The organism is Streptococcus oralis (assembly GCF_001578935.1).
In the GTDB taxonomy this organism is placed as follows: domain Bacteria; phylum Bacillota; class Bacilli; order Lactobacillales; family Streptococcaceae; genus Streptococcus; species Streptococcus oralis_R.
In genome coordinates this window covers 432,006-445,736 of record NZ_KQ969522.1, presented here as the reverse complement: position 1 = coordinate 445,736, position 13,731 = coordinate 432,006, and the positions used below count along the sequence as shown (strand labels likewise).

General features: G+C 39.9%; 11 protein-coding genes and 1 pseudogene. 10 read left to right on the top strand and 2 right to left on the bottom strand.

Annotation, left to right across the window (positions count from 1 at the left end):
* Positions 1-27 precede the first annotated feature (27 nt).
* A pseudogene (locus SORDD15_RS08505) lies at positions 28-471 on the bottom strand (PH domain-containing protein).
* A gap of 14 nt (positions 472-485) precedes the next feature.
* A complete protein-coding gene (locus SORDD15_RS08500) occupies positions 486-1,121 on the bottom strand; it encodes a YigZ family protein (RefSeq protein ID WP_061416329.1) in 636 nt (211 codons plus the stop codon).
* 56 nt (positions 1,122-1,177) lie between these two features.
* Here SORDD15_RS08500 and SORDD15_RS08495 point away from each other — a divergent pair, with 56 nt between their 5' ends.
* The 10 genes from SORDD15_RS08495 to SORDD15_RS10305 form a co-directional block, all read left to right on the top strand.
* The gene (locus tag SORDD15_RS08495; RefSeq protein WP_061416326.1) at positions 1,178-2,476 is read left to right on the top strand and encodes an ATP-dependent helicase ComFA; all 1,299 of its coding nucleotides are present in this window, start codon (positions 1,178-1,180) and stop codon (positions 2,474-2,476) included.
* On the top strand, positions 2,473-3,135 hold the full coding sequence (locus SORDD15_RS08490; RefSeq protein ID WP_061416324.1) for a ComF family protein: 663 nt from the start codon (positions 2,473-2,475) through the stop codon (positions 3,133-3,135). The genes SORDD15_RS08495 and SORDD15_RS08490 overlap by 4 nt, the downstream gene beginning before the upstream one ends.
* 79 nt (positions 3,136-3,214) lie before the next feature.
* Positions 3,215-3,757 (top strand): ribosome hibernation-promoting factor, HPF/YfiA family, encoded by a 543-nt coding sequence (hpf, locus tag SORDD15_RS08485; protein ID WP_061416322.1) that lies wholly within the window; start codon positions 3,215-3,217, stop codon positions 3,755-3,757.
* Between the two features lie 145 nt (positions 3,758-3,902).
* The gene (locus SORDD15_RS08480; RefSeq protein ID WP_061416320.1) at positions 3,903-5,081 is read left to right on the top strand and encodes an acetyl-CoA C-acetyltransferase; all 1,179 of its coding nucleotides are present in this window, start codon (positions 3,903-3,905) and stop codon (positions 5,079-5,081) included.
* Between the two features lie 156 nt (positions 5,082-5,237).
* Positions 5,238-7,211, top strand: a complete 1,974-nt coding sequence (locus SORDD15_RS08475) for a DHH family phosphoesterase (RefSeq protein ID WP_061416318.1) — start codon at positions 5,238-5,240, stop codon at positions 7,209-7,211.
* Complete coding sequence (gene rplI, locus SORDD15_RS08470) at positions 7,208-7,660, top strand: 50S ribosomal protein L9 (protein WP_000864211.1); 453 nt, start codon at positions 7,208-7,210, stop codon at positions 7,658-7,660. The genes SORDD15_RS08475 and rplI overlap by 4 nt, the downstream gene beginning before the upstream one ends.
* 43 nt (positions 7,661-7,703) lie before the next feature.
* Complete coding sequence (dnaB, locus tag SORDD15_RS08465; RefSeq protein ID WP_061416316.1) at positions 7,704-9,056, top strand: replicative DNA helicase; 1,353 nt, start codon at positions 7,704-7,706, stop codon at positions 9,054-9,056.
* Position 9,057: 1 nt separating this feature from the next.
* Positions 9,058-9,324 carry a Veg family protein gene (locus tag SORDD15_RS08460; protein ID WP_001278165.1) on the top strand — a complete coding sequence of 89 codons (267 nt, stop codon included), beginning with the start codon at positions 9,058-9,060 and terminating at the stop codon, positions 9,322-9,324.
* Positions 9,325-9,423: 99 nt separating this feature from the next.
* Entirely contained in the window at positions 9,424-10,533 is a 1,110-nt protein-coding gene (locus SORDD15_RS08455; protein WP_061416314.1) for a CHAP domain-containing protein, read from the top strand.
* A 224-nt stretch (positions 10,534-10,757) separates the two neighbouring features.
* Positions 10,758-13,731, top strand: a 2,974-nt coding sequence (locus SORDD15_RS10305) for an SIALI-17 repeat-containing surface protein (RefSeq protein ID WP_061416312.1), incomplete at its 3' end; no start/stop codon positions are given.

Below are 13,731 nucleotides of genomic sequence, written 5' to 3'. Positions count from 1 at the left end.
CTATCAAAGTGATAGGATTTTTTTATATCAAAGGTCTAAGCCATTAATTTTTAATCGATTGTGATAAGCCAATTCTAATAAATAGGTGTAAAGAGGGAGGATGTTCGTTTTTTTAGGGAATTCAAATTTATGGAAACTCAGATGCTCATTATGTGCTTTTAGAAAGACATTTTCTAAATAAGTGATCGTAATCTCACTATCATCTATACCTGCTCCAGCAGTTTCCATTTCAACGTTTACAATATTCATCAAAAAGAGTGACTTAACAGACACCTTGCGACCAGTGGCACCTTGCTTATCTGTAAAAATAATACGGATATTTGTAAAGATGATTGAATCCCGAATAAGTTTATACCCACTTTGAATTTCTTCATTCTCTAGTAGATATTGACCATATTATTTGATAAGAGTCTCTTTGTTTTCCTCGTTAAAGTTTCCAGCAAGTCCTTGAATAAATTTCCCAAAAGCCATAATTTCTCCTTCGTTTACACTAAGTTTACAGAAACTTCAACTTCTCGTAAACCTTGATCAGTTAAAGTGATTTTTCCATTAAAGAACTCCACAAGAGCAGCTTTGATCTTTTCTTTCTCTTCCTTATCAACATAGATCATTGTAGCGATTTGATCTGTAAAGTTCGTCTCGAGTTCCATGAGTTGATGCTCTCTAAGGAAATTGCCATATTCTTGATACTGAGCGTAAGACATCTGAATGGCTATGCCAGCCTGTTCTTTGATTTCAATAATACCAATTTCTTTGACAGCCAAGGCCACACTACCTGCATAAGCACGGATCAAACCACCAGCTCCTAGTTTGATGCCACCAAAGTAGCGTGTCACTACCACACAGAGATTGGTTAGATTATGATTTTCTAAGACGCTCAGCATAGGGACTCCAGCAGTACCACTAGGCTCCCCGTCATCACTCGTACGTTTGATTTCACTGCGTTCCCCTATAATAAAAGCAGAGCAGTTATGGGTGGCTTTATAGTGTTCTTTTTTGATGGTAGTGATGAAGTCACGAGCCTCTTCTTCGCTATAAACACGCTTGACATGACAGATAAAGCGGGATTTTTTGATTTCTTCTTGGACCTGACCATCCTCTTTAATTGTTCTAAATTCCATGATTCAATTGTACTAAAAAAATATCTAAAGTGCTAGATTTTTACGAATATTAAAGTATGAAAGTAAATCCAAATTATCTCGGTCGCTTGTTTACTGAGAAAGAATTAACGGAAGAAGAACGACAGGTAGCAGTGAGACTGCCAGCAATGAGAAAAGAGAAGGGGAAACTGTTTTGTCAACGTTGTAATAGTTTGATTCTAGAAGGATGGTATTTGCCTATTGGCGCCTACTATTGCAGGGAGTGTTTGCTGATGAAGCGAGTTAGGAGTGATCAAGCTTTATACTATTTTCCGCAGGAAGATTTTCCTAAGCAAGATGTTCTCAAATGGCGTGGTCAGTTAACCCCTTTTCAGGAAAAGGTATCAGAGGGGTTGATGCGAGCAGTCGAAAAGAAAGAACCGACCTTAGTTCATGCTGTGACAGGAGCTGGAAAGACAGAGATGATTTATCAAGTTGTGGCCAAAGTGATTGATGATGGTGGTGCAGTATGTTTGGCCAGCCCTCGCATAGACGTTTGTTTAGAACTGTATAAGCGACTGCAGAATGACTTTGCTTGCGATATAGCGCTACTCCATGGCGAATCAGAGCCCTATTTTCGAACTCCCTTAGTAGTTGCGACAACTCATCAGTTATTAAAATTTTATCATGCTTTTGATTTGTTGATAGTGGATGAGGTAGATGCCTTTCCTTATGTTGACAACACTATGCTTTACTATGCTGTAAAGAATAGTGTAAAGGAGGAAGGATTAAGGATATTCCTTACAGCAACTTCTACAGATAAGTTAGATAGGAAGGTTCGTACAGGAGAATTGAAACGCTTAAGCTTGCCGAGACGGTTTCATGGGAATCCTTTGATTATTCCTAAACCAGTCTGGTTATCGAATTTTAATCGCTGTTTAGAGAAAAGCCAGTTGTCATCTAAGTTAAAGATCTACATTGAGAAACAGAGAAGAACAGGTTATCCTCTGCTGATTTTTGCATCAGAGATTAAGAAAGGCGAAAAACTAAAAGAAATACTACAGGCGCATTTCCCAGATGAGAATATCGGTTTTGTATCTTCTGTCACAGAAGACCGATTAGAGCAAGTGCAAGCTTTTCGAGATGGAGAACTAACAATACTGATCAGTACGACAATCTTGGAACGTGGAGTTACTTTCCCTTGTGTGGATGTTTTCGTAGTAGAAGCTAATCATAGGCTTTTTACCAAGTCTAGCTTGATTCAGATTGGTGGGCGAGTTGGGCGTAGTATGGACAGACCAACTGGTGAGTTGCTCTTCTTTCATGATGGATTAAATGCTTCCATCAAGAAGGCAATCAAGGAAATCAAGCAGATGAACAAGGAGGCGGGGTTATGAACTGTTTACTATGTGGCCAGACCATAAAGAGTGAGTTAACTTTTAGTAGCCTCTTCCTTTTGAAGCACGACTGCAGTTATCTATGCTTAGCTTGTGCTTCGAGTTTTGAGAAGATTGGTGAGAAATATTGTCCAAACTGTATGAAAATAGGTTTGTCAACTCAGTGTCAAGATTGTAAACTTTGGTGTAAAAAAGGAGTTCACGTCGATCATAAGGCAATTTTTACCTATAATCAAGCTATGAAAGACTTTTTCAGTCGATATAAGTTTGATGGCGATTTTTTGCTTAGAAAAGTTTTTGCTTCCGTTCTTGTTGAGGAGCTGAAAAAGTATAAAGGTTATCAATTTGTTGTAATTCCCCTAAGTCCTGAAAGATTGCTTGAGAGGGGGTTTAATCAAGTCGAGGGTTTGGTTGAGGCAGCAGGCTTTTCTTTTAAAGATATATTAGGGAAAAGAGAAGAGAGTGCTAGTTCTTCTAAAAGCCGTTTGGAAAGGTTGGCTACTGAAATTCCATTTTTTATTAAAGATGGGATCTCACTTCCTAAGAAGATTTTGCTGATTGATGACATCTATACAACAGGGGCAACTGTGAATCGAGTGAAACGACTTTTGGAAGAAGCAGGTGCTTTGGAAGTTAAAACTTTTTCCCTTGTAAGATGAGGAAAAAATTTGCAAAATGAAAATGAAAGCGTTATAATATAGTTAGAAAAACAAAAATGTTTAGAAAGAAGGTACTTATATGATTAAATATAGTATCCGTGGTGAAAACCTAGAAGTAACAGAAGCAATTCGTGATTATGTAGTTTCTAAACTCGAAAAGATTGAAAAGTATTTTCAACCTGAGCAGGAGTTGGATGCACGTGTGAACTTGAAAGTTTACCGTGAAAAAACAGCAAAGGTTGAAGTAACAATTCCGCTTGGATCTATCACTCTTCGTGCTGAAGATATTTCTCAAGATATGTATGGTTCTATCGATCTTGTAACAGATAAAATTGAACGTCAGATTCGTAAAAATAAAACTAAAATCGAACGTAAGAATAAAAATAAAGTTGCGACAAGTCAACTCTTTACAGATGCTCTAGTAGAAGATGTAAATGTTGTGCAACCAAAAGTTGTTCGTTCAAAACAAATTGATTTGAAGCCAATGGATTTAGAAGAAGCCCTTCTCCAAATGGATTTATTGGGACATGATTTCTTTATCTATGTAGATGTAGAAGATCAAACGACGAATGTTTTGTATCGCCGTGAAGATGGTGAGATTGGTCTTCTAGAAGTCAAATAAGCCCTTCTCCAAATAGTTTTATCAAGTGGTTTACACCTATGTAAACCACTCTTTTTATTTTAATTGACTTGATTTATTAACAAAATATTTATAAACTTATAAAAGTAGAATAAAACGAGAAGAATAGATACTAGTGGAGGTAGTCGTGAAAGATGTAGTGATTGTTTCAGCAGTGCGAACTCCTATAGGTTCCTTTGGAGGAAGCTTGAGGAATGTTTCTGTTGTTGATTTGGGTTCTTTGGTTATTAAGACTGCTTTGGAGAGAGCCAATGTCAAACCAGAGCAAGTAGATGAAGTGATTATGGGGAATGTCCTAGGCGCAGGTTTAGGTCAAAACCTAGCTCGTCAAATGAGCATTCACGCAGGAATCCCTGAATTTACACCAGCCTTTACTATCAACAAGGTTTGTGGTTCCGGTTTGAAGGCCGTGCAGTTGGCTGCTCAAGCGATTCGATGTGGCGATGCAGATATTATCGTAGCTGGTGGTGCAGAAAACATGAGTCAGGCTCCATACGTTTTGCCAAGCTTCCGTTGGGGCGGCCGTATGGGCGATTCGAAAGTGGTAGATACCATGATTAAGGACGGTTTGTCTGATGCCTTTAACGAATACCATATGGGAATTACAGCTGAGAATGTTGCTGAAGAATATGGAATCAGTCGAGAAGAGCAAGATGCTCTTGCTTTAGAGTCACAAAAACGAGCAGTGGCGGCTATAGAATCTGGACGCTTTAAAGAAGAGATTGTGTCAGTTGTCATTCCTCAACGCAAAGGCGATCCTATCGTTTTCGATACAGATGAATATCCTAGAAAAGATGCTAGCTTAGAGAGCCTGTCTAAGCTAGGTCCGGTTTTCAAAAAAGACGGTTCTGTCACAGCGGGAAATGCTTCAGGAATCAATGACGGGGCAGCAGCAGTCCTAATCATGAGTGCTGAAAAAGCGGAAGAATTAGGACTTTCAGTGATTGCTCGCATTCGTTCGTATGCAAGTGCAGGTTTGGATCCTAAGATGATGGGATGTGGACCGATTTATGCGACTCGCAAAGCTCTTGAAAAAGGCAATTTGACAGTTGAAGATCTCGACTTGATTGAGTCAAATGAAGCCTTTGCTGCCCAGGCTTGTGCAGTTGGTAAAACACTTGGTTTCAACACAGATATTGTCAACGTCAATGGTGGCGCCATTGCTCTTGGTCACCCAATTGGGGCTTCCGGTTGCCGTATCCTAGTAACGCTGGTACATGAGATGATGAAACGTAATGCTAAAACTGGTTTAGCAACTCTCTGTATCGGAGGAGGGATGGGGACTGCCCTTATCGTGGAACGCTAGGTGTTAGTGATCTGAACACGTGGGTAGGAGGGTGATGATTCCCTCCTCTTTTTGTGTCTGAAGTTAGAGAAATCAATCATGAAAGAAGGGCTTGCATCTTTTAAAAGGTCGCTTTTTAAGGTTTTTTGTGATATAATAATGCGCAAGAGGTTTAGAATGAAAAAAAATAATTTAATCCCGTTTTCTGCGGTCTTGCTAGGACTTGCAACTTTCGGAATCTTAACTTTGCTGATTATTTTTTCACATAATCTTGCTGTAACAATCACTGTTTTGTTTTTATTTGTACTGCTTTATTTGCTTTTATTCGTTTGGCAAAAAAAACAGTATGAAAAGAGCGAAATTGAACAAATCCAATATGTAAATCACCAAGCTGAAGATAGCTTAAACACGCTGCTCGAACAAATGCCGGTTGGTGTTCTGAAATTAGACCTATCTACTGGCGAAGTGGAATGGTTTAATCCTTATGCTGAGTTGATTTTGACTACTGAAGAAGGCGAAATTGATGTTGAGTTAATTCAAACCATCATCAAGGCTTCCGTTGGAAATCCAGGTTCGTATGCTACCTTGGGCGAAACACGGTATGCTGTCCATATGGACAAGGCTTCGGGTGTTTTGTATTTCTTTGATGTTTCTGGGGAGTACGAAGCAACTGTCGAATTGGTAACTAGCCGTCCAGTCATTGGGGTCATCTCAGTGGATAATTACGATGATTTGGAGGATGCGACGTCTGACTCTGATATCAGCCATATCAATAGCTTTGTAGCTAATTTTGTTTCAGAATTTGCTAGTAAGTATGCTATGTTTTCTCGCCGTGTGGGGATGGATCGTTTTTATGTATTCACAGATTACACGGTACTAGAGGAATTGATGAATGATAAATTCTCTGTTATTGATACTTTCCGAGAAGAATCAAAACAGAGGCATCTACCCCTAACTTTAAGTATGGGATTTTCTTATGGTGATGGAAACCATGAAGAGATTGGGAAAATTGCCTTGCTCAACTTGAACTTAGCAGAAGTTCGCGGTGGTGACCAGGTGGTGGTCAAGGAAAATAACGAAACCAAGAATCCAGTCTACTTCGGTGGAGGAACTGCTGCGTCTATTAAACGTACTCGCACACGTACGAGAGCCATGATGACAGCCATTTCTGATAAGATTCGAAGTGTTGACCAGGTTTTTGTAGTCGGTCATAAAAATCTAGACATGGATGCTTTGGGCTCTGCTGTCGGTATGCAGTTGTTTGCAAGTAATATTATCGAGAACAGTTATGCTGTCTACGATGCAGACCATATGCCAGCAGATATCGAACGTGCTATTCAGTTCTTGAAGAAGGAAGATGTCACGAAACTTTTATCTCTTACAGATGCGATGAAGTTAGTTACAAACCATTCATTATTGATTCTAGTGGATCATTCCAAGACGGCTTTGACCTTGTCAAAAGATTTTTATGATTTGTTCACTCAAACTATTGTTATTGACCATCATAGACGTGATCAGGATTTCCCTGAGAATGCAGTCATCACCTATATTGAAAGTGGGGCAAGTAGTGCCAGTGAGTTGGTCACAGAATTGATTCAGTTCCAAAATTCTAAGAAGAATCGTTTGAGTCGTATGCAGGCCAGTGTTTTGATGGCTGGTATGATGCTGGATACCAAGAATTTCACATCTCGCGTGACGAGTCGAACCTTTGATGTGGCTAGCTATCTGAGAACACGGGGAAGTGACAGTATTGCTATCCAGGAGATTGCTGCGACAGATTTTGAAGAGTATCGTGAGGTAAATGAACTCATTTTACAAGGTCGTAAGCTAGGTTCGGATATCTTGATTGCCCAAGCTAAGGACTCAACGACTTATGATACCGTTGTTATCAGTAAGGCTGCCGATGCTATGTTGGCTATGTCCGGCATTGAAGCCAGCTTCGTTCTGGCAAAAAATACACAAGGATTTATCTCCATCTCGGCTCGAAGTCGTAGTAAAATCAATGTGCAACGTATTATGGAAGAGCTGGGTGGTGGTGGTCACTTTAATCTAGCAGCTGCGCAAATCGAGGATATGAGTTTAACAGAAGTTGGAGACAAATTGATTCAACTTGTCTTAGATGAACTAAAGGAAAAGGAGAAAGAAGAATGAAAGTAATCTTTTTAGCAGATGTTAAAGGAAAAGGGAAGAAAGGCGAAATTAAGGAAGTACCAACTGGCTACGCTCAAAACTTCCTGATTAAAAAGAATTTGGCCAAGGAAGCAACTGCTCAAGCAGTGGGTGAGTTGCGTGGAAAACAAAAATCAGAAGAAAAGGCTCATGCTGAAATGATTGCTGAAGCAAAAGCCATCAAGGCTAAGCTTGAAGCAGAAGAAACAGTTGTAGAGTTTGTTGAAAAGGTTGGACCAGATGGCCGTACATTTGGCTCCATCACTAACAAGAAAATCGCAGAAGAATTGCAAAAGCAGTTTGGTATTAAGATTGACAAACGCAATATTCAAGTGCAAGCACCAATTCGAGCAGTAGGTTTGATTGATGTACCAGTGAAGATCTATCAAGATGTTACAAGTGTCATCAATCTTCGTGTAAAAGAAGGTTAAGTTTACAACTTCTTGACAAGATTGTAAAAGGAAGGAAAGTCGGATGGCAGAAGTAGAGGAACTGCGAGTTCAACCTCAGGATATTTTAGCAGAACAATCTGTTTTGGGGGCTATTTTTATAGATGAGAGTAAGCTCGTTTTTGTCCGAGAATACATTGATTCTCGTGACTTCTTTAAGTATGCTCATCGATTGATTTTCCAAGCGATGGTAGATTTGTCGGATCGTGGGGAAGCGATCGATGCGACGACAGTTCGGACGATTTTGGATAGCAAAGGCGATCTCCAAAATATTGGTGGCTTGTCTTATCTTGTTGAGATTGTCAACTCTGTACCAACTTCAGCTAATGCAGAGTATTATGCTAAAATTGTAGCTGAAAAGGCTATGCTACGTCGCTTGATTTCCAAGTTGACAGAGTCTGTCAACCAAGCCTATGAGGCTTCTAAGCCTGCAGATGAAATCATTGCTCAAGCTGAAAAGGGGCTCATTGATGTTAGCGAAAACGCCAATCGTAGTGGGTTCAAGAACATCCGAGATATTCTAAATATAAACTTTGGGAACCTAGAAGTTCGGTCACAACAAACAACGGATATCACTGGTATTGCAACGGGCTACCGTGATTTGGACCATATGACGACAGGTCTCCATGAGGAGGAATTAATTATTCTAGCGGCGCGACCAGCAGTTGGTAAGACGGCCTTTGCCTTGAATATTGCTCAGAACATTGGGACTAAATTAGACAAGACAGTTGCTATCTTTTCACTGGAAATGGGTGCGGAAAGTCTAGTAGACCGTATGTTGGCTGCCGAAGGATTAGTGGAGTCCCATTCTATCCGTACAGGTCAATTGACTGATGAGGAGTGGCAAAAGTATACCATTGCTCAAGGGAACCTAGCTAACGCGAGTATCTATATCGATGATACGCCAGGGATTCGGATCACGGAAATTCGTTCGCGCTCACGCAAACTAGCTCAAGAAACGGGCAATCTAGGCTTGATTTTGATCGACTACCTACAGCTTATTACAGGGACTGGTCGTGAGAACCGTCAACAAGAAGTTTCTGAAATTTCTCGTCAGCTAAAAATTCTAGCCAAGGAATTGAAAGTTCCAGTCATTGCTCTCAGCCAGTTATCCCGTGGAGTGGAACAGCGTCAGGATAAGAGACCAGTCTTGTCTGATATTCGTGAATCGGGTTCTATCGAGCAGGATGCGGATATCGTAGCCTTTCTATACCGTGACGACTACTACGATCGTGCGGGTGAAGAAGAGGAAGGAATTCCAAATAACAAGGTTGAGGTTATCATCGAGAAAAACCGTAGTGGAGCTCGTGGAACGGTGGAATTGATTTTCCAAAAAGAATACAATAAATTTTCAAGTATCTCAAAGAGGGAGGCATAAGATGTCAGATGCATTTACAGATGTAGCCAAGATGAAAAAAATCAAAGAAGAGATCAAGGCACATGAGGGACAAGTCGTTGAAATGACTTTGGAGAATGGCCGTAAGCGCCAAAAAAATAGATTGGGTAAGCTAATTGAGGTTTATCCATCTCTATTTATCGTTGAATTTGGGGATGTTGAAGGAGATAAACAAGCTAATGTTTACGTTGAATCCTTTACTTACTCAGATATCCTTACTGAAAAGAATTTGATTCGCTATCTAGACTAAGAATCTTAAAATGAAGTGAGCTTTGCTCACTTTTTTCTTTTTCTCCCGAATAGTATAAAGGAGGGTAACCTCAGGAATTTATATTATTAAGGAGAATGAATGACGTTTTTAAAATCAGGAGTTAAGAAGAGTAGATGTACTCAGTTGGGTGTAGGGCTGGCTACTTTGTTCGTTACAAGTACCTTTTTATTTGGTGGAGAATCGGTTCAGGCCGATAGTGTAGCGCGTGGAGATGACTATCCGCTTCACTACAAAAATGGTAGTGTTGAAATCGATCAGTGGCGGATGTATTCTCGCCAGTGTACCTCTTTTGCGGCCTTTCGTTTGAGTAGTGTAAATGGCTTTGAGATTCCTCCTGCCTATGGAAATGCGAATGAATGGGGACATCGTGCAAGGCGAGAAGGCTACCGTGTGGATACTAAGCCAGAAGTCGGGGCGATTGCTTGGTCGACAGAAGGGTACTACGGGCACGTGGCCTGGGTATCAGAAGTTTCAGGGGATATGATTGAGATTGAGGAATATAATTATGGAGTTCGAGAAAAGTATAACCGTCGAAAAGTCAAAGCTAGTACAATGACAGGTTTCATTCATTTTAAAGACGTGGTTGGAGGTTATGGTGGCAGTGGAGGTTCAGGGAGCTCTGAACTACCTTTTGGAGGTCATCATCTGTTTACTCAAAAGGTTGCAATTAGGAACTTACCTTCAATGGATAGTGTAGTTATTGATTATTATTACCCTGGTGAGGGGGTTACTTACGATCAGGTTGTTGAAAAGAATGGTTCTAAATGGCTTAGTTATATTGCTCGAAGTGGGAATCGTCGCTATATTCAGCATACGGATACGATAGTATCTGAAAATGGTTGGAAGCAGCAAGGAAAGATTTGGAATTACCGTGAAAATGGCGTTTTAGTAGTTGGTTGGAAGAAAATAAATGGTAGTTGGTATCATTTCAAAGAAAATGGATCCATGTCAATAGGTTGGGTAAAGGATAAGGGCATCTGGTACTATTTGAAAAAGTCTGGTGAAATGCAGACCGGGTGGTTGAAAGATAGTGGTATCTGGTATTATCTGGAGAGTTCAGGGGCTATGAAGTCTAGCCAGTGGTTCCAAGTAGGAGGAAAGTATTACTACGTTAATGCTTCGGGGGCTTTAGCAGTGAATACCACTGTGGATGGCTATAGGGTGAATCAAGATGGCGAGAGAATCTAAAGAGGAACTTTTCAAGTCGAAACATATTGTTTTACACTTTGCTATTTTAGACCGAGTTAAAATTTAGAAAAGAAAGAGCCGTTTATACGGTTTTTTCTTTATACTTGTTCTAAGTTTTAATTATAGATAGATATATTAAAAAATTAACATCTAAATAATTGACAAAATGTAAAATAGATAATATAATAACTTATATTAAATATTTTTTACTGGGGGAAGTCTCAATGGATAAGAAAAAGGTCATTTTGACCAGTTTGGCAAGTGCAGCAGTGTTGGGTGCGGGAGTCTTTGCATCTCAACCGTCAGTGGTGAAGGCGGATGGAGTGCAACCTGTTACATCTGAAAAGTCAGACGTAGAGAAGGCTCAAAATAAAGCAGAGGCAACAAGAGCAAAGATTGCTGAGCTAGAAAAAAAAGTCAGTGAAGCTAAATCTGAGGTTGAAACTAAGAAAGCAGAGGCGACTAAGGAAGAACAAGAAGCTGCTTCTAAAAAAGCAGAATTGGCAGAGTCTGAAACTAAAAAATCAGAAGCTGAAAAGGAATTAGCTAAAGCTAGAGAGGCACAAGTAGAAGCTGAGGCAGAATTGCAAGATGCTAAGGAAAAAGCAATTGAAGAAAAAGCTAAGCAAGATAAGGAAGAACTAGTTAAAGCCTTTGAAACTTTCGAGAAGGAAGCTGAAGAAGAAATAAATAGCAATGAAAAAATCAAGAATAAGAAACAGGCTATTGAAGAGGCTAAAAAAGCTATTGGTAAAGACGATTTACTAGCTGCGCTGGCATCAGGAGCTATTAAACTTGATGAAGTTCTTGCCGATTTACCTACGGAGGATTCAACGGGAGATAATGGATTTAAAATTTATAGTAAAATTACTGATCTTCCACAAGATTTAAAAACTAAAATTGATGAAGCGGAAGCCGCAGAGGCTGCTCGTCCTGCTTCTGAAAAAGCGCAGGATAAGGCGAATGATTTAGAAGGTCGTGTTGAAGCTTTAACCAAGTTAGCAAATGAGTACAAGGCTGAAGTTGAGAAACAAGCAAAAGTTGCTCAATTGGCTAAGGATGCGTTAGCGAAAGCGGAAGAAAGCTTGAAAGCAGTGACAGACAACCAAAATAAGGATGAGGAAGGAAATTCTCAAACTGCTGTAGAGGCATTGAAAAAAGTTGCTGAAAAAACTAAGGAAAATTTAGCAGGTCTTTACGAAAAATTGGCTCCAGTTGTAGAAGAGCTGAATCAGCTAACTGATGAGTACAATGCAGCTTTGAAAGAAGTTGAAACCGAAAAGGCTAAAGAAGAACAATCTAAAGCAGAAAAAGCTGAAAAAGAAGCTGCTAAACTTAAGGAAGAATTAGTAAAAGCCCTTGAAGAACTCGAAGAAGCTGCAGTAGAAGAAATTAACAAAAATGCTTCTATTGAGGATGCAGATAAGGCAGATGCCATTGAGGCGGTTAAAGATTTTATTGGCAAAGAAGACCTGTTAAAAGCACTTGAGTCAGGTGAATTGGATGTGGATAGTGCTATTGCGGAATTGCCAGATGGAACAGAGGGAACAACAACTCAATCAATTAAACAACCTTCTGAAGAAGAAAAAACAAAATTAGTTCAGGCTGAAAAAGAAGCAAAAGAAGAAGCTACACGAACTAAAGCAGAGTTAATCGCAGCCTTGGAAAACCTTGAAAAAGAAGCCGAAGAAGCTATTAACAAAGATGACTCTATCAAGGATAAAGCAACCGCTCTTGCAGAAGCTAAGGCAGAAATTGGTAAGGCTGATTTACTTGCTGCTCTCGAAGCTGGTGACATTAGCTTAGATGATATCGTTGATGAATGGCCAAGAGGTGAGGAAGACACTATCGAAGTATCTGATGATACGCCGAGACTCACTGAAAAAGAGCAAACGATATTAGATCAAATTGAAAAAGAAGCGAGAGCTGAAGACGAGCAAACTAAAGCAGAGTTAATCGCGGCCTTGGAAAACCTTGAAAAAGAAGCTGAAGAAGCTATTAACAAAGATGACTCTATCAAGGATAAAGCAACCGCTCTTGCAGAAGCTAAGGCAGAAATTGGTAAGGCTGATTTACTTGCTGCTCTCGAAGCTGGTGACATTAGTTTAGATGATATTGTTGATGAATGGCCTACAAGTGAAGCAGGAACAGTGGTTGTATCTGATAAGACGCAGCCCCTCACTGCAGAGGAACAGGCTATACTTGACCAAATTGAAAAGGATGCTAGAGCAGAAGATGCTCAATTGCAAGCAGACTTGGAAAAAGCTTTGGAATTGCTTGAAAAAGAAGCTGAAGAAGCTATCAACAAAAATGATTCTATCAAGGATAAAGCAGCCGCTCTTAAAGAGATTAAAGAATATATAGGTAGAGCAGATATCTTGAAACTGGTAGAAGAAGGTCAAGCTACACCGGAACAAGTTTTAGAAGAGTTACTTGATACAGTTGAAGCTGAAGGCCATGATGATGTTATAACACCACAAGATGCCCTCTCCTATAATCAGTTGCCAGCAGATGTAAAAGAAACAGTTGCTAAACAAAATGAAATAGATAGTAGTAAATCTGACGTTAAAAAAGTTGAGGAAAAAATCGCAGATTTGAATGATCGTATTGCGAATTTGGAAGCGAAGGCTGATGCGATTGAGGGTGATTTTGATCAGAGAGCAGTAGAGATTGAAAAATTAAAATCAGATCTTGAAGTTGCTAAATCTTCAGATGTGGAAGATTATATTGTGGAAGGACTTCAATCAACCCTTGAAAAAGCAATCAAAGATTTCCAAACGGACTATACCAAGGCAGAGGCAATCGCTTCAGAATTGGAATCTGTTAAAGAAGAACTGGAAGAGGCTAAGCAAGAATTACTCCAAGCTAAGGCGGCAGAAGCTATCAAAGCTCAAGAATCAGCTATTAAGAAGTTAGAAGATGACATAAAGACGGCTGAAGAATCTGATGCAGAACCTTATATTGTAGAAGGTCTTCGTAAGGAACTTGAACAGTTAAAAACTCATGCAGTAGGATTTAATCCTCTGGATGCAGCAGTAGCCGAAGAGTTACCAGAGTTTAACGGAGGCGTCAACGGCTCAGATGCAGCAGTGGCAGAGTTACCAGAGTTTAACGGAGGCGTCAACGGCTCAGATGCAGCAGTAGCCGAAGAGTTACCAGAGTTTAACGGAGGCGTCAACGGCTCAGATGCAGCAGTGG